Annotated in this window: 34 protein-coding genes and 5 tRNA genes; all 39 read left to right on the top strand. The window is 55.6% G+C overall.

Annotated features, from left to right (window positions below; genetic code table 11):
- Positions 1 to 45: 45 nt before the first annotated feature.
- The 39 genes from MSL71_RS05500 (at position 46) to rplO (ending at position 25,880) form a co-directional block, all read left to right on the top strand.
- Positions 46 to 121, top strand: a tRNA-Thr gene (locus MSL71_RS05500).
- Positions 122 to 141: 20 nt separating this feature from the next.
- A tRNA-Tyr gene (locus MSL71_RS05495) sits at positions 142 to 226 on the top strand.
- 97 nt (positions 227 to 323) lie between these two features.
- Positions 324 to 399 (top strand) — tRNA-Gly (locus MSL71_RS05490).
- Positions 400 to 433: 34 nt separating this feature from the next.
- Positions 434 to 510: transfer RNA gene (locus MSL71_RS05485), tRNA-Thr, on the top strand.
- A gap of 116 nt (positions 511 to 626) precedes the next feature.
- Complete coding sequence (tuf, locus tag MSL71_RS05480) at positions 627 to 1,823, top strand: elongation factor Tu (protein ID WP_180137676.1); 1,197 nt, start codon at positions 627 to 629, stop codon at positions 1,821 to 1,823.
- A gap of 16 nt (positions 1,824 to 1,839) precedes the next feature.
- Positions 1,840 to 1,989 (top strand): 50S ribosomal protein L33, encoded by a 150-nt coding sequence (gene rpmG, locus MSL71_RS05475; RefSeq protein ID WP_092214426.1) that lies wholly within the window; start codon positions 1,840 to 1,842, stop codon positions 1,987 to 1,989.
- A 66-nt stretch (positions 1,990 to 2,055) separates the two neighbouring features.
- A tRNA-Trp gene (locus MSL71_RS05470) sits at positions 2,056 to 2,132 on the top strand.
- 60 nt (positions 2,133 to 2,192) lie between these two features.
- Positions 2,193 to 2,576 (top strand): preprotein translocase subunit SecE, encoded by a 384-nt coding sequence (gene secE / locus MSL71_RS05465; RefSeq protein WP_180137675.1) that lies wholly within the window; start codon positions 2,193 to 2,195, stop codon positions 2,574 to 2,576.
- Positions 2,577 to 2,594: 18 nt separating this feature from the next.
- On the top strand, positions 2,595 to 3,125 hold the full coding sequence (gene nusG, locus MSL71_RS05460; protein WP_180137674.1) for a transcription termination/antitermination protein NusG: 531 nt from the start codon (positions 2,595 to 2,597) through the stop codon (positions 3,123 to 3,125).
- A 28-nt stretch (positions 3,126 to 3,153) separates the two neighbouring features.
- Positions 3,154 to 3,579, top strand: a complete 426-nt coding sequence (rplK, locus tag MSL71_RS05455; protein ID WP_180137673.1) for a 50S ribosomal protein L11 — start codon at positions 3,154 to 3,156, stop codon at positions 3,577 to 3,579.
- A 30-nt stretch (positions 3,580 to 3,609) separates the two neighbouring features.
- Positions 3,610 to 4,314: a 50S ribosomal protein L1 gene (rplA, locus tag MSL71_RS05450; protein WP_180137672.1), complete on the top strand. Its 705-nt coding sequence runs from the start codon at positions 3,610 to 3,612 to the stop codon at positions 4,312 to 4,314.
- A gap of 221 nt (positions 4,315 to 4,535) precedes the next feature.
- Positions 4,536 to 5,066, top strand: coding sequence for a 50S ribosomal protein L10 (rplJ, locus tag MSL71_RS05445; protein ID WP_343052527.1), 531 nt, complete (start codon positions 4,536 to 4,538; stop codon positions 5,064 to 5,066).
- A 73-nt stretch (positions 5,067 to 5,139) separates the two neighbouring features.
- On the top strand, positions 5,140 to 5,523 hold the full coding sequence (gene rplL / locus MSL71_RS05440; protein ID WP_218950963.1) for a 50S ribosomal protein L7/L12: 384 nt from the start codon (positions 5,140 to 5,142) through the stop codon (positions 5,521 to 5,523).
- 128 nt (positions 5,524 to 5,651) lie between these two features.
- Complete coding sequence (gene rpoB, locus MSL71_RS05435) at positions 5,652 to 9,752, top strand: DNA-directed RNA polymerase subunit beta (RefSeq protein ID WP_180137671.1); 4,101 nt, start codon at positions 5,652 to 5,654, stop codon at positions 9,750 to 9,752.
- Between the two features lie 10 nt (positions 9,753 to 9,762).
- Positions 9,763 to 14,199, top strand: a complete 4,437-nt coding sequence (gene rpoC / locus MSL71_RS05430; RefSeq protein ID WP_180137670.1) for a DNA-directed RNA polymerase subunit beta' — start codon at positions 9,763 to 9,765, stop codon at positions 14,197 to 14,199.
- Between the two features lie 156 nt (positions 14,200 to 14,355).
- Complete coding sequence (gene rpsL / locus MSL71_RS05425; protein WP_180137669.1) at positions 14,356 to 14,727, top strand: 30S ribosomal protein S12; 372 nt, start codon at positions 14,356 to 14,358, stop codon at positions 14,725 to 14,727.
- Between the two features lie 53 nt (positions 14,728 to 14,780).
- Complete coding sequence (rpsG, locus tag MSL71_RS05420) at positions 14,781 to 15,251, top strand: 30S ribosomal protein S7 (RefSeq protein ID WP_180137668.1); 471 nt, start codon at positions 14,781 to 14,783, stop codon at positions 15,249 to 15,251.
- A 132-nt stretch (positions 15,252 to 15,383) separates the two neighbouring features.
- Positions 15,384 to 16,580 carry an elongation factor Tu gene (tuf, locus tag MSL71_RS05415; RefSeq protein ID WP_180137667.1) on the top strand — a complete coding sequence of 399 codons (1,197 nt, stop codon included), beginning with the start codon at positions 15,384 to 15,386 and terminating at the stop codon, positions 16,578 to 16,580.
- A 17-nt stretch (positions 16,581 to 16,597) separates the two neighbouring features.
- Positions 16,598 to 16,906, top strand: coding sequence for a 30S ribosomal protein S10 (gene rpsJ, locus MSL71_RS05410; protein WP_180138952.1), 309 nt, complete (start codon positions 16,598 to 16,600; stop codon positions 16,904 to 16,906).
- Positions 16,907 to 16,924: 18 nt separating this feature from the next.
- Entirely contained in the window at positions 16,925 to 17,557 is a 633-nt protein-coding gene (gene rplC / locus MSL71_RS05405) for a 50S ribosomal protein L3 (RefSeq protein WP_180137666.1), read from the top strand.
- Between the two features lie 76 nt (positions 17,558 to 17,633).
- Entirely contained in the window at positions 17,634 to 18,257 is a 624-nt protein-coding gene (gene rplD / locus MSL71_RS05400) for a 50S ribosomal protein L4 (protein WP_180137665.1), read from the top strand.
- The gene (locus tag MSL71_RS05395; RefSeq protein ID WP_092214396.1) at positions 18,254 to 18,541 is read left to right on the top strand and encodes a 50S ribosomal protein L23; all 288 of its coding nucleotides are present in this window, start codon (positions 18,254 to 18,256) and stop codon (positions 18,539 to 18,541) included. The genes rplD and MSL71_RS05395 overlap by 4 nt, the downstream gene beginning before the upstream one ends.
- Positions 18,542 to 18,555: 14 nt before the next feature.
- Entirely contained in the window at positions 18,556 to 19,383 is an 828-nt protein-coding gene (gene rplB, locus MSL71_RS05390; RefSeq protein ID WP_180137664.1) for a 50S ribosomal protein L2, read from the top strand.
- 55 nt (positions 19,384 to 19,438) lie between these two features.
- Positions 19,439 to 19,717: a 30S ribosomal protein S19 gene (gene rpsS / locus MSL71_RS05385; protein ID WP_092214391.1), complete on the top strand. Its 279-nt coding sequence runs from the start codon at positions 19,439 to 19,441 to the stop codon at positions 19,715 to 19,717.
- A 35-nt stretch (positions 19,718 to 19,752) separates the two neighbouring features.
- A complete protein-coding gene (rplV, locus tag MSL71_RS05380) occupies positions 19,753 to 20,088 on the top strand; it encodes a 50S ribosomal protein L22 (protein WP_180137663.1) in 336 nt (111 codons plus the stop codon).
- Positions 20,089 to 20,106: 18 nt separating this feature from the next.
- Entirely contained in the window at positions 20,107 to 20,754 is a 648-nt protein-coding gene (gene rpsC / locus MSL71_RS05375) for a 30S ribosomal protein S3 (RefSeq protein WP_180137662.1), read from the top strand.
- 40 nt (positions 20,755 to 20,794) lie between these two features.
- Entirely contained in the window at positions 20,795 to 21,208 is a 414-nt protein-coding gene (gene rplP / locus MSL71_RS05370; protein ID WP_092214385.1) for a 50S ribosomal protein L16, read from the top strand.
- Positions 21,208 to 21,390: a 50S ribosomal protein L29 gene (gene rpmC / locus MSL71_RS05365; RefSeq protein WP_180137661.1), complete on the top strand. Its 183-nt coding sequence runs from the start codon at positions 21,208 to 21,210 to the stop codon at positions 21,388 to 21,390. The genes rplP and rpmC overlap by 1 nt, the downstream gene beginning before the upstream one ends.
- A gap of 30 nt (positions 21,391 to 21,420) precedes the next feature.
- Positions 21,421 to 21,678, top strand: a complete 258-nt coding sequence (rpsQ, locus tag MSL71_RS05360; protein ID WP_180137660.1) for a 30S ribosomal protein S17 — start codon at positions 21,421 to 21,423, stop codon at positions 21,676 to 21,678.
- 18 nt (positions 21,679 to 21,696) lie between these two features.
- Complete coding sequence (gene rplN / locus MSL71_RS05355) at positions 21,697 to 22,065, top strand: 50S ribosomal protein L14 (RefSeq protein WP_180137659.1); 369 nt, start codon at positions 21,697 to 21,699, stop codon at positions 22,063 to 22,065.
- Between the two features lie 39 nt (positions 22,066 to 22,104).
- Entirely contained in the window at positions 22,105 to 22,434 is a 330-nt protein-coding gene (gene rplX, locus MSL71_RS05350; protein ID WP_180137658.1) for a 50S ribosomal protein L24, read from the top strand.
- A 20-nt stretch (positions 22,435 to 22,454) separates the two neighbouring features.
- The gene (gene rplE, locus MSL71_RS05345) at positions 22,455 to 22,994 is read left to right on the top strand and encodes a 50S ribosomal protein L5 (protein WP_180137657.1); all 540 of its coding nucleotides are present in this window, start codon (positions 22,455 to 22,457) and stop codon (positions 22,992 to 22,994) included.
- 92 nt (positions 22,995 to 23,086) lie between these two features.
- On the top strand, positions 23,087 to 23,257 hold the full coding sequence (locus MSL71_RS05340) for a type Z 30S ribosomal protein S14 (RefSeq protein WP_281374462.1): 171 nt from the start codon (positions 23,087 to 23,089) through the stop codon (positions 23,255 to 23,257).
- Positions 23,258 to 23,322: 65 nt separating this feature from the next.
- Positions 23,323 to 23,721 (top strand): 30S ribosomal protein S8, encoded by a 399-nt coding sequence (rpsH, locus tag MSL71_RS05335; protein WP_180137655.1) that lies wholly within the window; start codon positions 23,323 to 23,325, stop codon positions 23,719 to 23,721.
- A gap of 15 nt (positions 23,722 to 23,736) precedes the next feature.
- A complete protein-coding gene (rplF, locus tag MSL71_RS05330; protein ID WP_180137654.1) occupies positions 23,737 to 24,270 on the top strand; it encodes a 50S ribosomal protein L6 in 534 nt (177 codons plus the stop codon).
- Between the two features lie 93 nt (positions 24,271 to 24,363).
- Positions 24,364 to 24,729, top strand: coding sequence for a 50S ribosomal protein L18 (rplR, locus tag MSL71_RS05325; protein WP_180137653.1), 366 nt, complete (start codon positions 24,364 to 24,366; stop codon positions 24,727 to 24,729).
- Positions 24,730 to 24,747: 18 nt separating this feature from the next.
- The gene (gene rpsE, locus MSL71_RS05320; RefSeq protein WP_180137652.1) at positions 24,748 to 25,242 is read left to right on the top strand and encodes a 30S ribosomal protein S5; all 495 of its coding nucleotides are present in this window, start codon (positions 24,748 to 24,750) and stop codon (positions 25,240 to 25,242) included.
- Between the two features lie 16 nt (positions 25,243 to 25,258).
- Complete coding sequence (gene rpmD, locus MSL71_RS05315) at positions 25,259 to 25,453, top strand: 50S ribosomal protein L30 (RefSeq protein ID WP_180137651.1); 195 nt, start codon at positions 25,259 to 25,261, stop codon at positions 25,451 to 25,453.
- A complete protein-coding gene (gene rplO / locus MSL71_RS05310) occupies positions 25,443 to 25,880 on the top strand; it encodes a 50S ribosomal protein L15 (protein WP_180137650.1) in 438 nt (145 codons plus the stop codon). The genes rpmD and rplO overlap by 11 nt, the downstream gene beginning before the upstream one ends.
- The last annotated feature ends 1 nt before the right edge of the window (position 25,881 follow it).

Below are 25,881 nucleotides of genomic sequence, written 5' to 3'. Positions count from 1 at the left end.
GGGTAAAAAGGCTTCGTTCTTTGACGACGGCAGTCTTCAAATCGAGCCGGCATAGCTCAGTTGGCAGAGCGTCTCACTTGTAATGAGATGGTCCTCCGTTCGATTCGGGGTGCCGGCTCCAAAAAGAACACGTTCCAAAATGGTGGGGTTCCCGAGTGGTCAAAGGGATCAGACTGTAAATCTGACGGCTCAGCCTTCGGAGGTTCAAATCCTCCCCCCACCACCATCCCGGAAAAGCAAGCCGGGTGTAGGAGGCCAAATGGCCGCGACTACACGGCTGCCTGCATAAAACTTGCTTCCGGTGTTTTACACCGGTTAGGTCGGCGGGAGTAGCTCAGTTGGTAGAGCTTCAGCCTTCCAAGCTGAATGTCGCGAGTTCGAATCTCGTCTCCCGCTCCATTTGGCATTGCCCGGCCGCATAATCAGCGATTTAGCCCATGTAGCTCAGTTGGTAGAGCGCATCCTTGGTAAGGATGAGGTTCATCAGTTCGACTCTGATCATGGGCTCCACGCTGATTTGTGTTTAGCCTTCTGATATTGCGGCAGGTGTAAGTAAGCAAGTCACACCATATTATATTAAGAACACAATTTGGGTAAAGCACCAAACGTACAGGGAGGTAGTTGACATGGCAAAGGAAAAATTCGAGCGGTCCAAGCCGCATGTGAACGTCGGTACCATCGGTCACATTGACCATGGCAAGACTACGCTGACCGCTGCGATCACCAAGCAGAACGCACTCCGTGCCGGAGCAGGCGCAGCCGTCGCTTTCGACGAGATTGACAAAGCTCCTGAAGAGAAAGAGCGCGGAATCACCATTGCCACCGCACACGTGGAGTATGAGACACCCAACCGTCACTATGCTCATGTTGACTGCCCCGGTCACGCCGACTACATTAAGAACATGATCACCGGTGCTGCTCAGATGGACGGCGCAATCCTTGTTGTGTCCGCCGATGACGGCCCCATGCCCCAGACCCGTGAGCACATCCTGCTCGCCCGTCAGGTTGGCGTTCCCCGCATTGTGGTCTTCCTTAATAAATGCGACATGGTCGACGACGAAGAGCTCATTGAGCTCGTTGAGATGGAGCTCCAGGAGCTTCTCTCCAAATACGACTTCCCCGGCGACGACACCCCCATCATCCGCGGCAGCGCCCTGCGCGCCCTGGAGGCCGACAGCCACGAAGACGACGCTGCTCAGTGCATCTTCGAACTCATGGATGCTTGCGACAGCTTCATCCCCGAGCCCGAGCGTGACACCGACAAGGATTTCCTCATGCCCATCGAGGACGTCTTCTCCATCTCCGGTCGTGGTACCGTTGTTACCGGTCGTATTGAGCGCGGTGTGATCCACACCGGCGACGAAGTGGAACTCGTGGGTATTCGTCCCACCGCCAAGACCGTATGTACCGGTGTTGAGATGTTCCGCAAACTCCTCGACGAAGGCATGGCCGGTGATAACGTAGGCCTGCTTCTCCGCGGCACCAAGCGTGACGAGGTCGAGCGCGGCCAGGTTGTGGCCAAGCCCGGGACCATCACTCCCCACACCAAGTTCAAGGCAGAGATCTACGTTCTCTCCAAGGAAGAAGGCGGACGTCATACTCCTTTCTTCTCCGGCTACCGTCCCCAGTTCTTCTTCCGTACCACGGACGTGACCGGTATCCTGAACCTGCCCGAGGGTGTTGAGATGATCATGCCCGGCGATAACACCGCCATCATTGCTGAACTGATCAGCCCCATCGCCATGGAAAAAGAGCTTCGTTTCGCGATTCGCGAAGGCGGCCGTACCGTCGGTGCCGGGGTTGTATCCGAAATCATCGAATAGATCGAGGAGCCGATAAGTGCGAACTCTAGTGACTCTCGCCTGCACCGAGTGCAAAAGGCGAAACTACACCACGACAAAAAACAAGCGTACGACGCCTGACAAGCTTGAATTCAAGAAGTACTGTCCCTTCTGCAAGAAGCATCTTGCTCACAAGGAGACGAAGTAATCAGGTCCATAGCCGGGGTGGGTCCCACCGAATTCACCCCGGTCGCTTGAAAAAGGTTTACCTTGCAGGTCAGTAGCTCCAATTGGTAGAGCGTCGGTCTCCAAAACCGAATGTTGGGGGTTCGAGTCCCTCCTGACCTGCCACAAACCTTGATTAGAGGGGCTCCCTGGGACCTCCCTATCGACAGATACAGAAGGAGAGGTATGGGTCGTATACAGCGCAAAAAGACAGAGAGCCAGAAACTGAAGCAAAAGGAGAAGCAGAAGCTTCGAAGGGAATCACAAGCTGACGTTCTGGCGGACCAAGGGCCCTCGTCAAAGAAGTTACCTGATCAGAAAAAGCAGATTCAGACCAAGGCTCATTATTCGGTGAAGACGACCGGAATCAATAATGAGCCTGGTTTGATTGAGAAGGTGAAAACTTTCTTTAACGAGGTGAAATTAGAGACAAAAAAGGTTGTTTGGCCTGAAAAGAAACAGACGATTGCCTCCACCTCGGTGGTCATTGTCCTCGTGATTCTCATCTCATCCTTTCTGGGCTTGGTCGATGTGGGTTTAAAGGGCCTAATCAGTCTCGTTCTTCACTAAAACCGAGGAGATAGTTCAGTGGCTCTAAAATGGTATGTGGTTCACGTATACTCGGGCTTTGAAAATAAGGTCAAAGCTGCCCTGGAAGAGCGGATAACCGCATCACCCTTCAAGGAGAAATTTGAGGAGATCGTTGTTCCCACGGAGCAGGTCGTTGAGCTGGTCAAGGGGAAGCGGCGTGAGTCTTCAAGAAAATTCTACCCGGGCTACATCCTTGTCCGAATGGAGCTGAACGACAATACCTGGCACATCGTCAACAACACCGCGAAAGTTACCGGTTTTCTTGGGGGAAGGAACAGGCCTGCGCCGATCTCGGATGACGAGGCCGAAAAGATCCTGAACCGCATGGAGGCGGGCAAAGAGAAGCCTCAACCGAAATTTCTATTTGAAACTGGCGACGAGATTCGCGTAATCGACGGGCCCTTCACGAATTTCAACGGCACGGTAGAAGAAGTCAATCCTGAAAAGGGAAAGATCAAAGTGCTGGTGAGTATCTTTGGACGTGCTACGCCAGTTGAACTGGACTTTGTTCAGGTAACGAAGTTATAGCATTCACTATCGGGAGTAAGTAAGTACAATGGCAAAAAAAGTTATTGGACAGATAAAATTACAGGTAAAGGCCGGCAAAGCCAACCCCTCACCACCCATTGGTCCTGCGCTTGGTCAGCATGGTGTGAACATCATGGACTTCTGCAAGGCGTTCAACGCGCGAACCGCCAAGGAAGAGCCTGACATGATCATCCCGGTGGTGATTACCGTTTTTGCCGACAGGACGTTCAAGTTCATCACCAAGACCCCTCCGGCATCGGTGCTTCTGAAAAAAGCAGCCAAGCTTCAGAAGGGCTCTAGCGATCCCCTTCGCAACAGGGTCGCAAAAATTACCATGGATCAGGTGGAAGAGATCGCCAAGATCAAGATGGAAGACCTCAACGCCAACGATCTCGAGGCTGCAAGCAAGATCATTGCAGGCACAGCCCGAAGCATGGGAATTGACGTCGTCTAATTGGATTTAGATAAGGAGCAATAGGGTACGATGCCAAAGCGTGGTAAAAAATACATAGAAGCTGGGAAAGATGTAACTCCCCTGCAGAAGTTTGAACTGGCTGAAGCCGTGGGGGCTGCTGTTTCCAACGCATACGCCAAGTTTGACGAAACCGTGGACGTGGCCATCCGTCTCGGGGTCGATCCCCGTCATGCGGATCAGATGGTGCGCGGCACCTGCATCCTTCCCCACGGCCTCGGCAAAGAGGTGAAGGTCCTTGTGTTCTGCAAGGGCGAAAAAGAGAAAGAGGCACTGGACGCCGGTGCTGATTTCGCAGGAAGCCAGGATCTCGTTGAGAAGATCCAGGGCGGCTGGTTCGAGTTCGACAAAGCCATTGCCACCCCCGACATGATGGGCGTGGTCGGCAAGATCGGTCGCGTTCTCGGTCCCCGTGGCCTGATGCCCAACGCCAAGACCGGCACCGTCACCTTTGACGTGTCCAAGGCCGTTGAAGAGCTCAAGGCCGGTAAGATCGACTTCCGCGTGGAAAAGGCAGGGATCATCCATGCCCCCATCGGAAAGGTCTCCTTCGGTGCTGAAAAACTCACCGAAAACCTGACCGCACTTCTTGAGGTGCTCATCAAGCTCAAGCCTTCCGCAGCCAAGGGCGCCTACTTCAAGAGCCTCACTGTTTCCTCTACCATGGGACACGGCTACCGGGTCGATCCCGCCGCTCTGAAAGAAGTTGCAAAATAGATCTTGCCTTTGATCTGCTCAAGGTATATACTATATCGATTTTTTCATTTGGGCATAACCCGCCTGCCGCACCTGGTGCGGCAAGGTCCGGGTTCTATATATGTCACAGACAGTAGGTGCACACGTTAGGTTCACCGTGTTTAATCGGCGAGGCCGGCCTACCGAGACACTCGTTTTGGTACAGTTGGCACCTCATGTAGAAAAATCTGCTTAAAGGAGGTGTGAAAGAATTGAATCTGGATAAGAAAAAGGCTGTTGTAGATAGCCTGCACGAAAAGCTTGCGAAGTCCGCCATCGTCATTTCGACGGATTACAAAGGGCTGGATGTGGCTGCCGTGACCAAGCTCCGGGCCGAACTGACCAAGGTCGGCGTCGAGTTTCACGTGGCCAAGAACACCCTGCTTCGGCGCGCTTCCGAAGAGACTGACGCAGCGCTGATTACCGACTCCTTCAAAGGGCCCACAGCCATCGCCATCAGTTTTGATGATCCGGTGGCCCCTGCCAAGATCCTCTCCAAGTTCGTCGAAGAGAACGAGAAGATGCAGATCAAGGCAGCCGTCATGGAAGGAAAGACCCTGGATGTGAATGGCCTCAAGGCGCTCTCCGAGCTGCCTTCACGCGAGGTTCTCCTCTCCCAGGTACTCTCCGCCATGAATGCGGTGCCCACGGGTATGGTACGCGTTCTTGCAGAGGTTCCCCGACAGATGGTCAACGTCCTTTCGGCCATCAAGGATCAGAAGGAAGCGGCGTAATTTGCGCGGGTTTCCGTTTACGACACAATCGATACACTAGAATAAGATAAGTTTTTCTGGAGGTTATAAAACAATGGCTGATATTACCAAAGACGATGTAATTGAGTTTATCGCAAACATGACTGTTCTCGAGCTTTCCGAGCTCGTTAAGGAACTTGAAGATAAGTTTGGTGTTTCTGCTGCCGCTCCCGTAGCCATGATGGCTGCTGGCCCTGCAGGCGATGCAGGCGGTGCTGCTGAGGAAAAGACTGAGTTCGACGTCATCCTCACCTCTGCTGGCGACAAGAAGATCAACGTGATCAAAGAGATCCGCGCCATCACCGGCCTCGGTCTCAAAGAAGCCAAGGCTCTCGTTGACGAAGCTCCCAAGCCCGTTAAAGAAGGCATCGCCAAAGACGAAGCAGAAAAAGTCAAGGCTCAGCTCGAAGAAGCTGGCGCTCAGGTTGAACTTAAGTAATCAAACGCTTAATTAGCCTACCCATACCCAATTACTATCACCTTTGCGGATGAAAGGCGGGCACTTGTGCCTGCCTTTTAATCCGCTAATCCTGTTTCTGCAGTCTCAACAAAAAATTTGGAGATGATATGACTGGAAGCCCCTTGGCGAAAAAGCGATTAAGGAAGAATTTCGGAGGGAAGCATAAAATCGCTGAGATTCCTGATCTTATCGGTATGCAGCGAGATTCTTACAACCGTTTTCTGCAGATGGATGTTCCGCCTGAGAAGAGGGAGGATATAGGTCTCCAGGCAGTCTTCAAGTCCGTTTACCCCATCAAGGACTTTACAGGTAGCGCTTCCCTTGAGTACGTATCGTATTCCTTTGGTGAGATCAAGCACTCCATGGAGGAGTGCATCCAGCGTGGGATGACGTATGAGATCTCCCTTCGGATTCGCGTTCGCCTCGTCGTCTATGACATTGATAAGGACGCCGGTATCTCCAATATCCGGGACATCAAAGAGCAGGAGATCTATTTCGGCACCATTCCCCTGATGACCAAGCGGGGAACCTTTATCATCAACGGCACCGAGCGTGTCGTGGTGAGCCAGCTCCACCGGTCCTCCGGTGTCTTTTTTGACCACGACAAAGGCAAGACCCACTCCAGCGGCAAGATTATCTATTCGGCACGGATTATCCCCGTGCGTGGTTCCTGGATCGACATGGAAGTCGACCCCAAGGATATCGTTTACATTCGCATCGACCGCCGCAGGAAGTTTCCCGTTACCGTATTGTTCAAGGCCTTTGGATACACCAACGAAGACCTGCTGACCTATTTCTATGCCAAAGAGAAGATCCTCCTGGAAGGCGGCGTGTTCAAGCGCGTCTTCAACGAAGACTTCCTCAAGGGCCAGCGTGCCAGCGAGGACATCACGGATCCCGAATCCGGTGAAGTCATCGTCAAGCAGGGCCGCCTGTTCACCAAGCGTGCCATCAAGCAGCTCAAGGCCCTGGGCACCGAGACCCTGCCCATCAGCCCCGACGACATCCAGCAGCGTGGCCTGGCCACCCGACTGGTGGACCCCAAGACCGGCGATGTTGTTGCCATGGCAGGGGACCTGGTGGACGAGGAGGTGCTTGAGCGCATCTCAGAATCCAACGTCACCGGCTTTGAACTCCTCTATCAGGACACGGCTTACTCTTCGGATGCCATCCGCAAGACCATCGTGGCCGACAAGGTGAACACCAAGGAAGAGGCCCTGGTAGAGATCTACCGCCGCCTCCGTCCCGGCAACCCGGCCACCCCCGAGGTCGCCCAGGAGTTCATCGACCACCTCTTCTTTAAAGAGGCATACTACGATCTGTCAGGTGTGGGCCGACTCAAGATGAACCATCGTCTGGGCCTCAACACCGATATCAATATCAAGACCCTGCGCCGTGAGGACATTCTTCTCACCGCCAAGACCCTGGTCCAGCTCCGCGACACCCAGGGTGTGGTGGACGATATCGACCACCTGGGTAACCGACGCGTTCGCGCCGTGGGCGAGCTCCTGGAAAACCAGTACCGCATCGGTCTGGTCCGCATGGAGCGTGCCATCAAAGAGCGCATGAGCATGCAGGAAGTGGACGCCCTCATGCCCCACGACCTGGTGAACCCCAAGCCGGTGTCCGCCGTGGTCAAGGAGTTCTTCGGCACCAGCCAGCTCTCCCAGTTCATGGACCAGACCAACCCCCTGTCGGAGACCACCCACAAGCGTCGTCTCTCGGCCCTGGGACCCGGCGGTTTGACCCGTGAGCGTGCAGGCTTTGAGGTGCGAGACGTGCACCCGTCCCACTACGGGCGAATCTGCCCCATTGAGACCCCTGAAGGCCCCAACATCGGCCTCATTGTCTCTTTGTGTACGTATGCGCGTGTCAACGACTTCGGGTTTATCGAGACCCCGTACCGTGTGGTCAACGACGCCCATGTCACCAACGATGTTCGCATGCTCAGCGCCTTCGAGGAGAAGGCCCTGCCCATCGCCCAGGCCAACGCGCCCATGGACGATAACAACGACTATGTGAACCCTCTGGTGACCTCCCGCGTGGAAGGGGAATTCGAGATGGTGGAGCGCGAAGAGATCGAGCTCATGGACATCTCCCCCAACCAGCTGGTGAGCGTCTCCGCGTCGCTTATTCCCTTCCTGGAAAACGACGACGCCAACCGAGCCCTCATGGGCTCCAACATGATGCGCCAGGCCGTGCCCCTGACCCAGAGCCGCGCGCCCCTGGTGGGCACCGGCGTTGAGGGTGTTGTGGCCCGTGACTCCGGCGTGGCCATTGTGGCCGAGGCCGACGCCACCGTGGTGGAGGTGGACTCCGAGCGCATCGTGCTCCAGCACGATGTGGACATGGAAAAGCCCGGGTTCAACCCGGTGACCATCTACAACCTCTCCAAGTTCATTCGCTCCAACCAGAACACCTGCTTCAACCACCGACCCATCGTGGTCAACGGTCAGAAGGTGAAAAAAGGCGAGGTCCTGGCCGACGGCCCCTCCACCGAGAAGGGCGAACTGGCCCTGGGCCAGAACGTCACCGTGGCCTTCATGCCCTGGGGCGGTTACAACTTTGAGGACTCCATCCTCGTCTCCGAAGCCATTGTCCGCGACGGGGTGTACACCAGTATCCACATCGAAGAGTTCGAGGTGGTGGCCCGTGACACCAAGCTGGGCAAGGAAGAGATCACCCGGGACATCCCCAACGTCGGGGAAGAGGCCCTGAAAGATCTGGACGACAGCGGGATCATCCGCCTGGGCGCCGAGGTCAACCCCGGGGACATCCTCGTGGGCAAGATCACGCCCAAGGGCGAAACCCAGCTCTCCCCCGAGGAGAAGCTGCTCCGCGCCATCTTTGGTGAGAAGGCAGGGGACGTCAAGGACACCTCTCTGCGGGTTCCCCCCGGTGTCACCGGCACCGTGGTGGACGCCAAGGTCTTCTCCCGACGCGGCGTGGACAAGGACGACCGTACCCGTCACATCGAGGACGACGAGATCGCAGGGTTTGAAAAAGATCGCAACGACAAGATCGAGGTGATCGAAAAAACAGCCCGCGAGATGATCGAAGCCATGGTGGTGGGCAAGAGCTGCCCCACCCCCTTGCGCAAGGCCAAGAAGGTCGTGATCCCGGCCGACACCGTCATCACCGACGAGATGTTCGCCGAGGTCTCCCTCTCTCAGCTGGAGGGGATCATCCTGGACGACGACACCGTCACCGAGCGGGTCAACGAGATCCTGGACCGCAAGAACGAAGAGATCGAAAAGATCAAGAAGACCTTTGAAGATCAGGTGGTGCGCTACGAGAAGGGGGACGACCTCCCTCCGGGCGTCATCAAAATGATCAAGGTCTACGTCGCCATGAAGCGCATGCTCTCCGTGGGTGACAAGATGGCGGGCCGTCACGGGAACAAGGGTGTTGTATCCCGCGTCCTTCCCCAGGAAGACCTGCCGTACTTTGAAGACGGCACCATGGTGGACATGATCCTGAACCCCCTGGGCGTTCCTTCGCGAATGAACGTGGGACAGATTCTGGAGATTCACCTGGGTCGAGCCGCCAAGGGCCTCGGCAACCAGATTGCCGACCTCATCGACGCCAAGAAGGCCGAAGACCTGCGAACCAAGCTCAAGCGGATCTTCACCGGCGAGGCGGACCACGAGATGATGGACAGCCTGGAAGGCGACGACATCTATACCTTTGCTGAAAACTATCGACGCGGGGTCCACATGGCCACCCCGGTCTTTGATGGCGCCGAAGAAGAAGACATCAAGCACTACCTGACAGAGGCGGAGTACAAAACCTCCGGCCAGGCCCGTCTGTTCGACGGCCGGACCGGTGAGCCTTTCGACGGTGAGGTGACGGTCGGCACCATGTATATGCTCAAGCTCCACCACCTGGTGGACGACAAGCTCCACGCCCGATCCATTGGTCCCTACTCCCTTGTGACCCAGCAGCCCCTGGGCGGCAAGGCGCAGTTCGGTGGCCAGCGTCTCGGGGAGATGGAGGTCTGGGCCATGGAAGCGTATGGTGCGTCCCATGCGCTCCAGGAGTTCATTACGGTCAAGTCCGACGACATGGCCGGTCGTACCCGAATGTACGAAAAGATCGTGAAGGGGCAGGCCGTTCTCGAGCCGGGAATGCCCGAATCCTTCCGCGTTCTTACCAAAGAACTGCAGAGCCTCGGACTGGACGTAACCTTAATCGAAGGCACTAACTAAGGAGCAGATATTGGAAACCCTATACGATTTTTTCGCCAAGCCGATAGATCCCAAGATGTACTCCGGCGTAAAGATTGCCCTGGCTTCCCCCGAGCAGATCATGCAGTGGTCCCACGGGGAGATCAAAAAGCCCGAGACGATCAACTACCGTACGTTCAAGCCTGAGCGGGACGGCCTGTTCTGTGCCAAGATCTTTGGTCCCACCAAGGACTATGAGTGCAACTGCGGCAAGTACAAGCGCATGAAGCACCGGGGCGTGGTGTGCGAAAAATGTGGCGTCGAGGTCATTCAGTCCAAGGTGCGCCGTGAGCGTCTGGCCCACATTGAGCTGGCTACCCCCGTGGCCCATATCTGGTTCCTGAAGAGCCTGCCCAGTAAGATCGGCAACCTTCTGGACATCACCCTGAAGAACATGGAGAAGGTCCTCTACTTTGACAGCTACATCGTCATGGACCCCAAGGAGACCGGTCTCACCAAGTACCAGCTCCTCTCCGACGACAAATACATCGAGGCCCTGGACCTGTACGGCAAGGAAGCCTTTGAGGTGGGCATCGGCGCCGAAGCGGTGCGGACGCTCCTGGAAGAGCTGAACCTGGAGCAGATCTACAACGACCTGCGCGAGGAGCTCAAAACCACCACCTCTTTGGCCAAAAAGCAGAAGCTGAGCAAGCGACTCAAGATCGTCGACGCCTTTTACAACTCCGGCGTGGATCCCATCTGGATGATCATGAGCGTTGTGCCCATCCTGCCGCCGGACCTGCGTCCCCTGGTGCCCCTGGAGGGCGGTCGTTTCGCCACCTCGGACTTGAACGACCTCTACCGCCGGGTGATCAACCGGAACAACCGCCTGAGCCGCCTCATGGAGCTCAAAGCGCCCGACATCATCGTGCGCAACGAAAAGCGTATGCTCCAGGAGTCCGTGGACGTGCTTTTCGACAACGGCCGTCACGGCCGGGTGGTCACCGGTACCAACAAGCGTCCCCTGAAGTCCCTGTCCGATACCCTGAAGGGTAAGCAGGGCCGCTTCCGTCAGAACCTCCTCGGCAAGCGTGTGGACTACTCCGGTCGTACCGTTATTACCGTCGGACCGAACCTGCGCCTGCATCAGTGCGGCCTGCCCAAGAAGATGGCCCTGGAGCTGTTCAAGCCCTACGTCTACCATCGCCTTGAGAAAAAGGGCCTGGTCTCCACGGTCAAGAGCGCCAAGAAGATGGTGGAGCGCGAAGTGCCCGAGGTGTGGGACACCCTGGACGAGGTGGTTAAAGAGTATCCCGTGATGCTCAACCGTGCGCCCACCCTTCACCGTCTCGGTATCCAGGCCTTTGAGCCGGTGCTTGTGGAAGGCAAGGCCCTTCAGCTGCACCCCCTGGTCTGTACCGCCTTCAACGCCGACTTTGACGGTGACCAGATGGCCGTCCATCTACCCCTCTCCATTGAGGCCCAGGTGGAAGCCCGCGTGCTGATGCTCGCCTCCAACAACACCCTGTCGCCTGCCAACGGCCAGCCGGTGATCGTGCCCACCCAGGACATCGTCCTTGGGCTGTACTACATCTCCCGTCAGGTGGACGGCGCCCGCGGCGAAGGGACCCATTTTGGCAGCTTCGACGAGGTCCGCACCGCCTACGATCACGGCAAGATGGGGCTTCACGCCGCCATCAAGGTGCGCATGGGCGAGAAGATGATGGATACCACCGTGGGCAGGACCCTTCTGTGGGACATCATCCCCTCCCATCCCGAGCTCAGCTTCCGCCGTATTGTGGTCAAAGACCGCGACAAGGCCGATGAGATCAAAAAGGCTCTGGCCTCCGGAACCCCCTTTGCCGACCTGGTGGAGCGATCCGAAACCTCCGACAAGAAGCGTGGCGGGGACATCGGGTACATGGACCACGAGGAGATGCGCAAGGTCTTCCGTATCGACGACGACACCCTGGAAGTCATCTTTGCCATGGAGATCGGTGACATCAGCGATCCCATCGAGACCCAGGGCGGATACAATATCTTCTATGTGGCCAACAGGCGCCCCGGCGTGCCCTTCGCCATGATCAACAAGGTCATGGACAAAAAGGCAGCCCGGGACCTCATCGACTTTGCCTACCGCTACATCAGCCCCAAAGCCACGGTGCTCCTGGCGGACCGCCTGAAGAACCTGGGGTACCGCTACTCCACCATCGGCGGTCTTTCCATCTCCATCGACGACATGGTGATTCCCGGCAACAAATGGGACATCATGAAGGAGTCCGAAGACAAGGTGGTTGAGATCAACCGTCAGTACGCCGAGGGCCTCATCACCCAGGGTGAGAAGTACAACAAGGTGGTGGACATCTGGGCCAAGGCCACGGACGACATCGCCAACGCCATGATGGATACCATGAGCGAGCCCAAGGTGCCGGTGGAGCTCCCCGAAAAGGGAGAGCACGACATCCGCCTGGATACCCGCAACGTGGACAACATCAACTCCATCTTTATGATGGCTGACTCCGGGGCCCGAGGTTCCAAGGACCAGATGCGTCAGCTGGCCGGTATGCGTGGCCTCATGGCCAAGCCCTCCGGTGAGATCATCGAGACGCCCATCCAGGCGAACTTCCGCGAAGGCCTTTCGGTGCTTCAGTACTTCGTCTCCACCCACGGCGCCCGTAAGGGTCTGGCGGATACGGCCCTTAAAACAGCCAACTCCGGTTACCTTACCCGTCGTCTTGCCGACGTGGCCCAGGACTGTGCCGTCATCGAGCCGGACTGCGGGACCACCATGGGTATCGAAGTGGAAGCCCTCATGGAAGGCGGCGAGGTGATTCAGCGCCTTGGTGAGCGTATCCTCGGTCGAACCACCCTGGAGAACGTCTACGACCCCTTCACCGATGAGGTGCTGGTGGAAGAGGGTGTTGAGATCGACGAGAAGATCCTCTCCATTATGGAAGATGCCGGCATCACCAGCCTCAAGATCCGCTCCGTCCTGACCTGCAAGACCCGCGGCGGGGTGTGCGCCAAGTGTTACGGCCGAGACCTTTCCCACGGGGACACCGTGGAGATCGGACAGGCTGTGGGCATCATGGCCGCCCAGTCCATCGGCGAGCCCGGCACCCAGCTCACCATGCGTACCTTCCACATCGGTGGTACGGCGAGCCGGAAGGTTGAGGTTGCCGAGATCAAGGCCCGCGTGGACGGCAACATCAAGTTCCTCGACGACCTGAAGGTGGTCAAGAACGAAGAGGGCGAGCTCATCGTCATGAACCGTCGCGGCGGGGAGTTCTCCATTGTGAGCGACACCGGCCGTGAACGTGAGAAGCACCACGTTATCTATGGTGCCCACCTCCTGGTGGAAGACGGAGCATCTGTGGAGAGCGGACAGCTTCTGGCGTCCTGGGACCCCTTCACCGTGCCCATCATCACCGAGGTATCCGGCAAGGTCAAATTCGGCGACATCGAGTCCGGCAAGACCATGCAGGAAAAACTGGACCCCGTCACCGGCAAGTCCAGTCGTACCATTATTGAGAGCCGCATCGGCGATGCCCGTCCCCGCATCTCCATCAAGGACGAGAACAACAAGACCGTCCAGCTCGGCGGCGGGGCCCTGGCCCGGTACAGCCTGCCCGTGGAAGCGGTTATCCTGGTGGAGGAGCACGACGAGGTCAAGGCGGGTCACATCATCGCCAAGCTGCCCCGAGCCACCACCAAGACCAAGGACATCACCGGTGGTCTTCCCCGGGTTGCCGAACTCTTTGAAGTTCGCAAGCCCAAGGAGACTGCGGTACTGACCCAGATCGACGGTTACGTGGGGATTGCCAAGGGTACCAAGGGCAAGCAGAAGGTTACCGTGACCAACGCCGATGCCGGCGAGAAGCGCGAGTACCTGATTCCCAAAGGGCGTCACATCAACGTCTACGAAGGGGACTACGTCCGTGCGGGTGAAAAACTCACCGGCGGCAGCGAAAATCCCCAGGATATCCTGAACATCAAAGGCGAGGTGGCCCTGGCCAGCTACCTGGTGGACGAGGTCCAGCAGGTCTATCGCCTCCAGGGCGTCCGCATCAACGACAAGCACATCGAGGTCATCGTGCGCCAGATGATGAAGCGGGTAAAAGTCACCGACTCCGGCGACTCCAACTTCATCATGGAAGAGCATGTGGACCGCACCGAGTTTGCCGACGTGAACCGGGCCCTCGTGGAAGAGGGTGCGCAGCCTGCCCAGGGCGAGCCCTTGATCCTCGGGATCACCAAGGCCTCCCTCTCCACGGACAGCTTCATTTCGGCGGCTTCCTTCCAGGAGACCACCAAGGTCCTCACCGAGGCGGGTATCCGCGGCAAGGTGGATACCCTGCGGGGTCTCAAGGAAAACGTGATCATGGGCCGGCTCATTCCTGCCGGTACCGGCATCGCTCAGTACCGCAATATTGAAGTGCAGAGCGACCTCGAAGAGGTTGTTGAAGAGAGCAACGTCATCGATCTGTAGAAAAAAAAAGCGGGTTTCTTCGGGTTTTTCGGGGGAACCCGCTTTGGATACAAATGGGTAAGGAAATTATTCCTTGACAAAACGGGGTGGTATAAGTATCATGCCGTATTTTGCGTTTTAGGAAAATGACAAACAATTAAAGGAGTTTGGTACGAAATGCCTACGATTAACCAGTTGGTCCGGAAAGGAAGAACGCGCGCGAAGAAAAAGACCAGCACGCCAGCCCTGATGGGTGGGCCTCAGAAGCGTGGTGTCTGTACTCGTGTGTATACTTCGACTCCGAAAAAACCAAACTCAGCACTCAGGAAGGTGGCCAGGGTTCGCCTCACCACAGGCGTGGAAGTTACCGCCTATATCCCCGGCATCGGCCATAACCTCCAGGAACACTCCGTTGTCCTGGTTCGCGGTGGTCGTGTAAAAGACCTTCCGGGTGTCCGTTACACTATTGTAAGGGGTACCCTTGATACGCTGGGTGTGGAAGACAGGAAGCAGAGTCGCTCCAAGTACGGTGCACGCAAGCCGAAGTAAGACGACTCTCCATCTGATTCGTTAACCAAGATTTGTTCAAAGAGTGAGTAGCTATGCCAAGAAGAAGGGAAGTTCCCCATAGACCGGTAATGCCCGATCCCCGATACAACAGTGAGCTGGTTTCACGATTCGTGGCGGCCATTATGCTTGACGGGAAAAAAAGCACCGCCGAGAAAATTTTCTATGGCGCCTTTGACATCATCAAGGAGAAGAGCGGTCAGCCTCCCCTTGAGGTGTTCGAAAAAGCCCTTGAAAACGTGCGACCCGCCATCGAGGTTAAGTCCCGAAGGGTGGGGGGATCCACTTACCAGGTTCCCACTGAGATCCGTCCCTCACGGCGCAGGGCCCTGGCCATTCGCTGGGTCATCGAGTATTCGCGCAAGCGTTCCGAAAAATCCATGGCAGCCAAGCTGGCCGCCGAGATGATGGACGCAGCAAGCAACCGCGGTGCTTCCGTTAAGAAGCGTGAAGACACCCACAAGATGGCAGACGCAAACAAGGCATTCGCCCACTACAGGTGGTAATCCGGATCCAATTGTTACGCGACCGATTGCACTGTATGCGAGACGCTTTGAAGCGCGCTTTATGTCAGCCTGCATGAAGGCAAACACCATCACATTCCGACCCGCCAAGGTCGGAGGAGGAAAAAACAACCCATGGCAAAAGAAAAATTTGAACGTTCCAAACCGCATGTAAACGTCGGTACCATCGGTCACATCGACCATGGCAAGACCACGCTCACCGCTGCGATTACCAAGCAGAACGCCCTCCGAGCCGGAGCAGGCAGCGCCGTTGCCTTCGACGAGATCGACAAGGCACCGGAAGAGAAAGAGCGCGGCATCACCATTGCAACCGCTCACGTGGAGTACGAAACTCCCAACCGTCACTACGCACACGTTGACTGCCCTGGTCACGCCGACTACATTAAGAACATGATCACCGGCGCCGCCCAGATGGACGGTGCGATCCTGGTTGTGTCCGCAGACGACGGCCCCATGCCCCAGACCCGTGAGCACATCCTGCTCGCCCGTCAGGTTGGTGTCCCCCGTATTGTTGTGTTCCTCAACAAGTGCGACATGGTCGACGACGAAGAGCTCATCGAGCTCGTTGAGATGGAGCTCCAGGAGCTTCTCTCCAAGTACGATTTCCCCGGCGACGACACCCCCATCATTCGCGGCAGCGCCCTGCGCGCCCTGGAAGCCGACACCCACGAAGACGCAGCCGCTGCTTGCATCTTCGAGCTCATGGACGCGTGCGACAGCTTCATCCCCGAGCCCGAGCGCGACACCGACAAAGATTTCCTCATGCCCATCGAGGACGTCTTCTCCATCTCCGGCCGTGGTACTGTTGTAACCGGTCGTATCGAGCGTGGTGTGATCCACACCGGCGACGAAGTGGAACTCGTGGGCATCCGTGCCACCGCCAAGACCGTTTGTACCGGTGTTGAGATGTTCCGCAAGCTCCTGGACGAAGGCATGGCCGGTGACAACGTTGGCCTGCTGCTTCGCGGCACCAAGCGTGACGAAGTTGAGCGTGGTCAGGTTGTGGCCAAGCCCGGTACCATCACGCCCCACACCAAGTTCAAGGCAGAGATCTACGTCCTCTCCAAAGAGGAAGGCGGCCGCCATACCCCGTTCTTCTCCGGCTACCGTCCCCAGTTCTTCTTCCGTACCACCGACGTCACCGGGATCCTGAACCTCCCCGAAGGCGTTGAGATGATTATGCCCGGCGACAACACCGCCATCATTGCTGAACTGATCAGCCCCATCGCCATGGAAAAAGAGCTCCGCTTCGCTATCCGCGAAGGCGGCCGTACCGTTGGTGCTGGTGTCGTATCTGAAATTATTGAATAGGTGGGTACCAAATCATGATGATCAATACCAAAATCAGGATCAGACTCAGGGCATACGATCACAGGCTTCTCGACAAATCAGCCCTTGATATTGTCGACACCGCCAAGAAGACAGGCGCAAAGATCTGCGGGCCCATTCCATTGCCCACACGTATCAACAAATTCTGCATTCTTCGCTCACCCCACGTGAACAAGAAATCACGTGAGCAGTTTGAGATCAGAACCCACAAGAGACTGCTGGACATTCTCGAACCTACCCAGCAGACCGTGGACGCTCTGATGAAGCTGGATCTTTCGCCCGGTGTCGATGTAGAGATTAAACTGTAGTTAAGGGGTATATTACCAATGAGTAGAGGACTTTTGGGTAAAAAATTGGGGATGACAGGCGTCTACTCCTCAGACGGGAGGTACATCCCCGTCACTGTAGTACAGGTAGGCCCCTGCGTCGTAACTCAGATCAAAACCGTGGACACGGACGGATACAACGCCGTTCAGCTCGGATTCGGTGAGAAAAAAGCAAAGCACACCACCAAGCCCCTGAAGGGCCACTTCGCCAAGAGCGGCGAGAGCTTTTTTTCCGATGTCCGTGAGTTTGAAGTGGCTGATCCCGCTGAGTACTCCCTGGGCCAGGAAATCACCGCCGAGATGTTCGAGGTTGGTGAACTCGTGGACGTGACCGGAACCTCCAAAGGCCGCGGTTTCTCAGGTACCATCAAGCGCCACGGGTTTTCCCGCGGCCCCGAGACCCACGGTTGCCGTAACCACAGGGCCCCCGGCTCCATCGGTTGCAGCGCCTGGCCTGCCAAGGTTTTTAAAGGAAAGAAGCTTCCCGGACAGTACGGCGGCGTCAGAAAGACCGTTCGAAACCTGACCGTTGTGGACATTCGTGCCGACGAAAATGTGGTTCTCATTCAGGGCTGCATTCCCGGTGCCAAGTCCGGTCTTGTTGAGATCAAGAAGCCGAAGTTTGGCAAGTAAACGATGAACATCAACGTGTGCCCAACCGCAGGGACCCTGCGAAGTGGGTGCATGAAAATAAAAAACGAGGGAAGTTATGGCTGTCGTTGATGTACTGAATGTTACAGGAGATAAGGTCTCGCAGGCTGAGCTTGCGGACGATATCTTCAATGTAGCCGTAAAAGGAAGTGTCCTTCACGAAGTGGTCAAGATGCAGTTGGCCAACCGGCGCGCCGGGTCTGCATCTGTTACGAACCGCTCCGATATTACCGGTAGCACCAAAAAGCTTTACCGGCAGAAGGGTACCGGCAACGCCCGCTCCGGCTCCATCAAGTCGCCCTTGCGTCGTGGTGGCGGGGTGATCTTTGGCCCCCAGCCCAAAAGCTGGGCGTACAAAGTGCCCAAGAAGGTGCGGAAACTTGCACTGAAAATGGCTCTTTCCAGCCGTTTCCAGGGCGATAACCTCATGGTTGTCGATACCTTCGGAGTGGACGAGATCAAAACCAAGACCGTTGTCAAGGCCCTTACCGACCTTAAGGTCGACAACGCTCTGATCGTGACCGACGCGGAAGATATCAAATTTGAGCTGTCAGCGCGCAATATCAAAGGCGTCAAGGTGATCCGCACCGAGGGCCTCAATGTGTATGATATTCTCAAGTACAACAAGCTGGTCCTCATTGAGTCTTCCATCAAAGGCATCGAAGGGAGGCTTTCAGCATGAATACATTCGATATCATTATCAAGCCGTTGAACACGGAAAAGACCACGATTCAGAAAGAGACGCTGAACCAGGTATCTTTTGAAGTCGCCCCGAAGGCCAACCGGATTGAGATCAAGAAGGCTGTCGAGAAGATCTTCAAAGTCGGCGTGGAAGATGTCCGCACGGTTAACGTGAAGGGCAAGGTCAAGCAGAGAGGCAAAATCGTCGGAAAGCGCAAAGACTGGAAAAAGGCGATTGTGACGCTGGTGCCTGGAAGTACCATTGAATTCTTTGAAGGCGTATAGACCGGGAGCGATAAATGGCAGCAATTAGAAAAACCAAACCGACATCACCTGGCCGCAGGCACCAGGAATATTCGACGTTTGAAGGGATTACCACCGACAAACCCGAAAAGAGTCTGCTGCGGCCCCTGAAGAAAAGCGGCGGTCGTAACGTCAACGGCCGGATTACCTGCCGTCACAAGGGTGGTGGACACAAGAGACATTACAGGGTCATCGACTTCAAGCGTGACAAAGTCGGTATCCCTGCTAAAGTAGCGACGATCGAATACGATCCCAACCGCAGCGCTCGGATTGCCCTGCTTCACTACGTCGATGGCGAGAAGCGGTACATCCTGGCCCCCATCAACCTCAATGTAGGCGATCAGATCATGTCCGGCCCCGAGGCCGACATCAAGCCCGGGAACTGCCTCCCCCTGGAGAACATTCCCCTGGGTACCCAGATCCACAACATTGAGCTCAAGGTGGGCAAAGGTGGGCAGATCGTTCGCAGCGCCGGAACCTTTGCACAGCTGATGGCCAAAGAGAAGGCCTACGCCATGGTTCGACTTCCCTCCGGTGAAGTACGCATGGTCCTTGCCACGTGCAAGGCGACCATCGGGCGACTTGGAAATACAGAGCACAGCAGCATCAACAAGGGCAAAGCCGGCCGTACCCGCTGGATGGGCGTTCGTCCCAGTGTCCGCGGTGTGGCCATGAACCCTGTTGACCATCCCATGGGTGGTGGTGAAGGACGCTCTTCCGGCGGCCGTCACCCCTGTTCACCCTGGGGCGTACCCTCTAAGGGCTTCCGCACCAGAAAGAACAAGACCACCAACCGTTACATCGTGAAGCGACGCACGAAGTAACAGGCTCGCGTAAAGCAATTACGGGTAATTTGAAAGATTAAGAACAGGAGACAAAATGCCACGTTCGCTTAAGAAAGGGCCGTTTGTTGATGCAAAGCTTGTCAAGAAAGTGCTCTTGGCTCAGGAAAGCCGATCCAACCAGGTCATCCAGACATGGTCGAGACGATCTACCATCTTCCCCGAGATGGTAGGGTTGACGCTTGCAGTACACAACGGTCGTAAATTCATTCCGGTATTCGTTACCGAGAATATGGTTGGCCATAAACTGGGGGAATTTTCACCGACACGCACCTACTGGGGGCATGCGGCTGATAAAAAGACCAAGGGCAAATAGCGCCCCGCAAACCTTTAAGTAGAGGATGACTTACAATGGAGGTTAAAGCTGTAGCAAGGTATGTGCGAATTTCTCCTCAGAAGGTGCGGAAGATTATCGGCGCCGTGAAGGGGAAGCCTGTCGAATCAGGCATCAATTCGCTCAAATTTATGCCTCAGAAAGCCGCTGCAATCGTCGAGAAGACTCTGCGGTCAGCTGTCGCCAACGCCGATCACAACAACGAACTCGACGTTGACGCGCTCTTTATTAAGAATATCACGGTTGACCAAGGGCCCAGCCTGAAGCGGTTCAGGGCCAGAGCGCGCGGTAGAGGATCCCGCATCCTGAAGAAAACCAGTCACATCACAGTCGTCGTGGCTGATGAGGCGTAACGAAAAGGAGATAAAAAGTTGGGCCAGAAAGTAAATCCAATAGGACTTAGACTCGGAATCAACAAGACCTGGGATTCCCGCTGGTACGCCGACAAGCAGTATGCGGATTTTGTCATGGAAGATTTCCGGATCCGCAAGTTTCTCAAAAAGCGACTGTACCATGCCGGTATTTCCAAGGTAGAGATTGAGCGATCCTCCAAGAGGATCCGCCTCCGCATCCACACTGCCCGCCCCGGGATCGTCATCGGCAAGAAGGGCTCTGAGATCGGTCTGCTCAAGACCGACCTGGTGAAGCTGATTTCTGCCGGTGGGGACAAGCGCGACGTGATGATCGACATTCAGGAGATCAAACGTCCCGAGCTTGACTCCCAGATGGTGGCTGAAAATGTGGCCCTCCAGCTGGAGCGCCGTGTGGCCTTCCGCCGCGCCATCAAGCGCTGCGTCTCCTCGGCCATGCGTTTCGGCGCACTGGGCATCAAGATCATCTGTGCCGGCCGTCTGGGTGGCGCTGAAATGGCCCGTACCGAATGGTACCGGGAAGGCAGGGTGCCCCTTCATACCCTCCGTGCGGATATCGACTACGGTTTTGCCGAAGCCCATACGACCTATGGGGTCATCGGCATCAAAGTGTTTATTTTCAAAGGAGAGATCCTGGGTAAGGACTGATGTGGCCCTTGCTTTGACAGGATAATGAAGGAGTTTCCAAATGCTGAGTCCTAAAAAGGTCAAATTCAGAAAGCAGCAGCGTGGAAGAATGACGGGGAAAGCCTACCGTGGCTCCACCCTCAGCTTCGGCGAATTCGGGCTGCAGGCCCTGGAGTGCGGCTACGTTAACGCACGCCAGATCGAGGCTGCCCGTATTGCCATGAACCGTCGCGTCAAGCGTGGCGGAAAGATGTGGATCCGGATTTTCCCGGACAAGCCCATCACCAAGAAACCTGCCGAAGTCCGAATGGGTAAAGGTAAAGGTTCCACCGAGGCATGGGTTGCCGTTGTCAAACCCGGCAAGATCCTTTATGAACTCGAAGGTGTTCCCAGAGATCTGGCTCGCGAAGCAATGCGTCTTGCCGCCCACAAGCTTTCCATTAAAACACGTTTTATTGAGAGGGGCGACTACTAATGAAGATCAAAGATATTCGTGCCATGGGCAAGGATGATCTGAAGGCGAAACTTCAGGACCTCAAGGAAGAGCACTTCAACCTGCGCTTCCAGCACGGCGTGGGGCAGCTTGAGAAGACCTCCATGCTCAAAAGCGTGCGCAGGGACATTGCCAAGGTCGAGACGGTCATCCGGGAAAACTGAACTTTCTAAAGGTAGAGACTAGTTACCGCTATGAAAAAACGAGGAATGAAGAGACAGCTGCAGGGAACTGTGGTGTCCGATAAGATGGATCGAACCGTCGTCGTTCTTGTGGAAAGGCTGGTTAAGCATCCTCTTTACAAGAAATATATCAAGCGCCACAACAAATATGCAGCCCACGACGCGGAGAACGCATGCGGCATCGGCGACAAGGTCGTCATCACCGAGTGCAGGCCCCTGAGCAAAAGCAAACGGCACCGCGTCAGCAAGATTGTTGAAAAGGCGGTTTGATAAAGAAGGAAGACAACGATGATTCAGACAGAAACTAGATTGACCGTGGCAGACAACTCCGGTGCCAAGGAGCTGTACTGCATCAAGATATTGGGCGGTTCCAAAAAGCGATACGCAGGTGTCGGCGACATCATCGTCGTGTCTGTCAAGGAGGCCATTCCCAACGCCAAGGTAAAAAAAGGCGATGTGATGAAGGCCGTGATTGTACGCACGAAGAAGGCCATCAAACGAGCCGATGGATCTTACATCCGTTTCGACGAGAACTCCGCGGTACTGGTCAATCAGAGCCAGGAACCCATCGGAACGCGTATTTTCGGCCCGGTGGCAAGGGAGCTGAGGGCGAAGCGATTCATGCGTATCATCTCACTGGCTCCTGAAGTCCTTTAATGCCGGAAAAGAACCCGGTCGCTATTTTGGAGACAAACTATGAACAGTGAAAAATCTCATATCCGTAGAGATGATAAAGTTAAGGTTCTTACCGGAAAGGACAGGGGCAAGATCGGCAAAGTCCTCAAAGTCATCCGGAAGGAAAACCGGGTTGTTGTGGAGAACATCAACAAGGTGAAGAGACACCAGAAGCCTAACTTCAAGAACACCCAGGGCGGTATTATTGAAGCCGAGGCGCCCATTCACCTGTCCAATGTTCAGCTGATGTGCAACCACTGCCTCAACCCCGTCCGGATAAAGATGAAGGTCCTGGAAGATGGTAAGAAGGTCCGTGTTTGCAGAAAATGCAATGAAACCATCGAAGCTTAGGGCCAAGGCGGAGGATGTAAATGTCAGATTTTAAAAAACAGTATCAGGAAGAAGTGGTTCCCAAGCTTATGGAAACCTTCGGGTATAAAAACCTCATGGAGGTTCCCAAGGTTGAGAAGGTTGTCCTGAACATGGGCCTGGGCGAAGCCATCAAGAACGGAAAGATCCTCGACTCGGCAGCTGCCGAGCTGGCGACCATTTCCGGTCAGAAGCCGGTGATCACCAAAGCCAAGAAGTCCATCGCAGCCTTCAAGCTGCGCGAAGGCATGCCCATTGGGTGCATGGCGACCCTGCGCAAGGAGAAGATGTGGGATTTCCTCTACAGGCTGATCAACATCTCCCTTCCCCGCGTTCGGGACTTCCGCGGTATTTCCGGCAAGGCCTTCGACGGCCGAGGCAACTACTCTCTGGGCGTTCGTGAGCAGATTATTTTCCCTGAAATCGATTACGATAAAATCGATCAGATCAAGGGGCTGAATATCACGATCGTGACCACTGCCAAGAACGACGCGGAAGGCAAAGAGCTTCTCAGGCTCCTTGGAATGCCTTTCCGGAATTAGAGGAAAAAGACCTGACTTCATGAAGGGGGCGATAAGGGAGACCGAGTCCCCGCAAGGAAGTCTGCAAGGAGAAAGCTGTGGCAAAGAAATCAATGATGGTGAAAGCCGAACGCAAGCCCAAGTTTAAAGTCCGTGCGAACAACAGATGCCCGATGTGCGGGAGGCCCAGGGCTTACATGCGAAAGTTCGGTATCTGCCGTATCTGTTTCAGGAACCTTGCATCGCACGGCAAGTTACCCGGTGTTACTAAGTCGAGCTGGTAAGGGATTTTTTCCTTTACCCTCGATACTGGTATAAACCTTTACAGTACTATTCAACGGAGTTAATCATGACGATGAGTGATCCTATTGCGGATTTGTTGACACGCATCCGCAATGCCGGCAAGGCCAAGTTCCCCAAAGTCGATATCCCCGGATCCAAGATCAAGGTGGAGATTGCACGGGTTCTTCAGGAACAGGGCTACATCAAAAACTACAAGTTTGTCGACGACGGAAAGCAGGGCATGCTGAGGCTGTACCTTAAGTACGACCAGGAAGGTACGCACGCCATTTTCGGAATCACTAGAGTGAGCAAGCCCAGCCGACGTATGTACGCAAAGTACAAGGACCTGAAACCGGTCCTCAACGGACTCGGCGTGGCCGTGGTCTCCACCTCCAAGGGTGTGATGACCGACAAGCAGGCGAAAGCGCAGAAACTCGGCGGCGAGATTCTCTGCAATATTTGGTAGCAAGGGAGCGACATTATGTCTCGAATTGGAAAAAAGCCCATTGTGCTGCCTGCATCCGTCAAGGCGGCCTATGCGGATCGAAAACTTGTGGTTGAAGGCCCCAAAGGCAAGCTGGAACAGGAGATTCATCCTGTAGTGGACCTGAAGATTGAGGACAACGTCATTTCCGTTGAAATCATCGACAACGTTCGTGATGCGGGAGCGTATCATGGTATGGTCCGAGCCATCGCCGCCAACATGGTGACTGGCGTCAGCACTGGATTTGAAAAGGCCCTTGAGGTCAACGGTATCGGCTACAAGGTGGAAGTCAAAGGTCAGACGGTCATCCTGAACGTCGGATACTCTCACGCTGTCAGCTATGATCTCCCCAAAGGCATTGAAGCCAAGGTGGACAGGAACATCCTGAAGATCATGGGTGCCGACAAGCAGTTGGTGGGGCAGGTTGCCGCCAACATCCGTGACGTTCGTCCCCCCGAGCCCTTCAAGGGCAAGGGGATCAAATATGTCGACGAGCACATCCAGAGGAAAGCTGGAAAGACAGGAAAATAATAAGCCTGACTTTGTGGCGCCAGCTATGGTGTGGCCGGGACCTGACTCTTCAGGTCCCGCCAAGGTTCAGCTTATCATATACAGGATAAAGATATGGGTACTACAAACTCTCGCAAAGAGAAGCGACTCAAAAAAAAGATCAGGATCCGTAAGAAGATTGTCGGAACTCAGGAACGTCCCCGTCTCTGTGTGTTTCGCAGCGCCAAGCACATCTATGCGCAGCTCATCGACGATACTGCCGGTGTGACCCTTGCATCGGCGTCCACCGTCGGTAAAGGCTACAGCGCAGAAGAGGGTGCCGATAAGTCTGCCAAGGCCAAGATGGTCGGCAAGCTTGTCGCGGAGAAGGCCATGGAAAAAGGTGTCAAGAGCATCGTTTTCGATCGCAGCGGTTACATCTACCATGGTCGTGTGAAATCCCTTGCAGAAGGGGCTCGTGAAGCAGGACTGGAATTTTAATTCTGAAGGAGGCGTCCTTTGTTTAAGAAAGACACAGAAGATAACGGATTGATCGACAAGGTTGTCTATATCAACCGCGTCGCCAAGGTCGTCAAGGGTGGTCGCAGATTCAGCTTCAGTGCCATTGTTGTCGTCGGTGACGGAGAGGGCAGCGTCGGCTTCGGGCTCGGCAAAGCCGGTGAGGTTCCCGAAGCCATCCGCAAGGGCGTGGAAGCCGCCAAGAAAAACATGGTGAAGGTAAATCTCGTGAATGGGACCATCCCCTCTGAGGTAATCGGCAAGTTCGGTGCCGGTCGCGTGCTGCTCAAGCCCGCTTCCGAAGGTACCGGCCTCATCGCCGGCGGTGCTGTTCGCGCCGTCCTCGAAGCCGTGGGTGTGAAAAACATTCTGACCAAATGCATGGGTTCCAACAACCCCCATAACGTAGTCAAAGCCACCATCGCCGGCCTGAAAGCAAACCAGAGCCGTGAAGAGGTGGCCCGACGCAGGGGTCTGAGACCTGAAGATCTGTAATCGGGGGAGTTAGCAAATGTCACAGAAGCTGAAAATCACTCTTGTCAGAAGCATGATCGGCCGACCCGAAAAGCACCGCAAGGTACTCAGAGGCATGGGCCTGACGAAGATGAACAAAACAGTCGAGCTGGAAGACACCCCCTCCATTCGAGGCATGGTCTCCAAGGTCGTTCATCTTGTGAAAGTGGAGGAGAACGCCAATGAAGCTTAATGAACTGTCACCGGCCGAAGGCTCGGTTAAAGCGCGCAAGCGTATCGGTCGCGGTGTAGGCTCCGGTTGGGGCAAAACCGCTGGTCGTGGTACCAAGGGATTTAAGAGCCGTTCCGGCGGCAACGTCCGCCCCGGGTTTGAGGGCGGCCAGATGCCCATCCACAGGCGTCTTCCCAAACGCGGTTTCACCAACATCTTCAAAAAAGAGTTCGCCATCTTGAACGTCAAGGACCTTGCCCGCTTTGAAGAGGGCCAGGTGGTGGATGAAGCGGCTCTCGTAGCGGCTGGCCTCGTTAAAGGCCGTCGTGACGGCATCAAGATCCTCGGCAACGGTGAGATCACCATGAAGCTCACCATCAAAGAGTGCCAGGTGTCCAAGAGCGCCCGAGAGAAAATTGAAGCAGCAGGTGGAACAGTAGAGGCCTAAG

Source organism: Desulfoluna butyratoxydans (genome assembly GCF_900699765.1).
Taxonomy (GTDB): domain Bacteria; phylum Desulfobacterota; class Desulfobacteria; order Desulfobacterales; family Desulfolunaceae; genus Desulfoluna; species Desulfoluna butyratoxydans.
The sequence above is the reverse complement of the archived record's forward strand: the minus strand, read 5'-3'. Positions and strand labels throughout refer to the sequence as shown.

Excerpts from the sequence above, each read along its gene's own strand:
- tuf (WP_180137676.1), top strand. The coding sequence starts at position 627 with ATGGCAAAGGAAAAATTCGAGCGGTCCAAGCCGCATGTGAACGTCGGT.
- secE (WP_180137675.1), top strand. The coding sequence starts at position 2,193 with ATGGGTCGTATACAGCGCAAAAAGACAGAGAGCCAGAAACTGAAGCAA.
- rplK (WP_180137673.1), top strand. The coding sequence starts at position 3,154 with ATGGCAAAAAAAGTTATTGGACAGATAAAATTACAGGTAAAGGCCGGC.
- rplA (WP_180137672.1), top strand. The coding sequence starts at position 3,610 with ATGCCAAAGCGTGGTAAAAAATACATAGAAGCTGGGAAAGATGTAACT.
- rplL (WP_218950963.1), top strand. The coding sequence starts at position 5,140 with ATGGCTGATATTACCAAAGACGATGTAATTGAGTTTATCGCAAACATG.
- rpoB (WP_180137671.1), top strand. The coding sequence starts at position 5,652 with ATGACTGGAAGCCCCTTGGCGAAAAAGCGATTAAGGAAGAATTTCGGA.
- rpsL (WP_180137669.1), top strand. The coding sequence starts at position 14,356 with ATGCCTACGATTAACCAGTTGGTCCGGAAAGGAAGAACGCGCGCGAAG.
- rpsG (WP_180137668.1), top strand. The coding sequence starts at position 14,781 with ATGCCAAGAAGAAGGGAAGTTCCCCATAGACCGGTAATGCCCGATCCC.
- tuf (WP_180137667.1), top strand. The coding sequence starts at position 15,384 with ATGGCAAAAGAAAAATTTGAACGTTCCAAACCGCATGTAAACGTCGGT.
- rpsJ (WP_180138952.1), top strand. The coding sequence starts at position 16,598 with ATGATCAATACCAAAATCAGGATCAGACTCAGGGCATACGATCACAGG.
- rplC (WP_180137666.1), top strand. The coding sequence starts at position 16,925 with ATGAGTAGAGGACTTTTGGGTAAAAAATTGGGGATGACAGGCGTCTAC.
- rplD (WP_180137665.1), top strand. The coding sequence starts at position 17,634 with ATGGCTGTCGTTGATGTACTGAATGTTACAGGAGATAAGGTCTCGCAG.
- MSL71_RS05395 (WP_092214396.1), top strand. The coding sequence starts at position 18,254 with ATGAATACATTCGATATCATTATCAAGCCGTTGAACACGGAAAAGACC.
- rplB (WP_180137664.1), top strand. The coding sequence starts at position 18,556 with ATGGCAGCAATTAGAAAAACCAAACCGACATCACCTGGCCGCAGGCAC.
- rpsS (WP_092214391.1), top strand. The coding sequence starts at position 19,439 with ATGCCACGTTCGCTTAAGAAAGGGCCGTTTGTTGATGCAAAGCTTGTC.
- rplV (WP_180137663.1), top strand. The coding sequence starts at position 19,753 with ATGGAGGTTAAAGCTGTAGCAAGGTATGTGCGAATTTCTCCTCAGAAG.
- rplP (WP_092214385.1), top strand. The coding sequence starts at position 20,795 with ATGCTGAGTCCTAAAAAGGTCAAATTCAGAAAGCAGCAGCGTGGAAGA.
- rpmC (WP_180137661.1), top strand. The coding sequence starts at position 21,208 with ATGAAGATCAAAGATATTCGTGCCATGGGCAAGGATGATCTGAAGGCG.
- rpsQ (WP_180137660.1), top strand. The coding sequence starts at position 21,421 with ATGAAAAAACGAGGAATGAAGAGACAGCTGCAGGGAACTGTGGTGTCC.
- rplN (WP_180137659.1), top strand. The coding sequence starts at position 21,697 with ATGATTCAGACAGAAACTAGATTGACCGTGGCAGACAACTCCGGTGCC.
- rplX (WP_180137658.1), top strand. The coding sequence starts at position 22,105 with ATGAACAGTGAAAAATCTCATATCCGTAGAGATGATAAAGTTAAGGTT.
- rplE (WP_180137657.1), top strand. The coding sequence starts at position 22,455 with ATGTCAGATTTTAAAAAACAGTATCAGGAAGAAGTGGTTCCCAAGCTT.
- MSL71_RS05340 (WP_281374462.1), top strand. The coding sequence starts at position 23,087 with ATGATGGTGAAAGCCGAACGCAAGCCCAAGTTTAAAGTCCGTGCGAAC.
- rpsH (WP_180137655.1), top strand. The coding sequence starts at position 23,323 with ATGACGATGAGTGATCCTATTGCGGATTTGTTGACACGCATCCGCAAT.
- rplF (WP_180137654.1), top strand. The coding sequence starts at position 23,737 with ATGTCTCGAATTGGAAAAAAGCCCATTGTGCTGCCTGCATCCGTCAAG.
- rplR (WP_180137653.1), top strand. The coding sequence starts at position 24,364 with ATGGGTACTACAAACTCTCGCAAAGAGAAGCGACTCAAAAAAAAGATC.
- rpmD (WP_180137651.1), top strand. The coding sequence starts at position 25,259 with ATGTCACAGAAGCTGAAAATCACTCTTGTCAGAAGCATGATCGGCCGA.
- rplO (WP_180137650.1), top strand. The coding sequence starts at position 25,443 with ATGAAGCTTAATGAACTGTCACCGGCCGAAGGCTCGGTTAAAGCGCGC.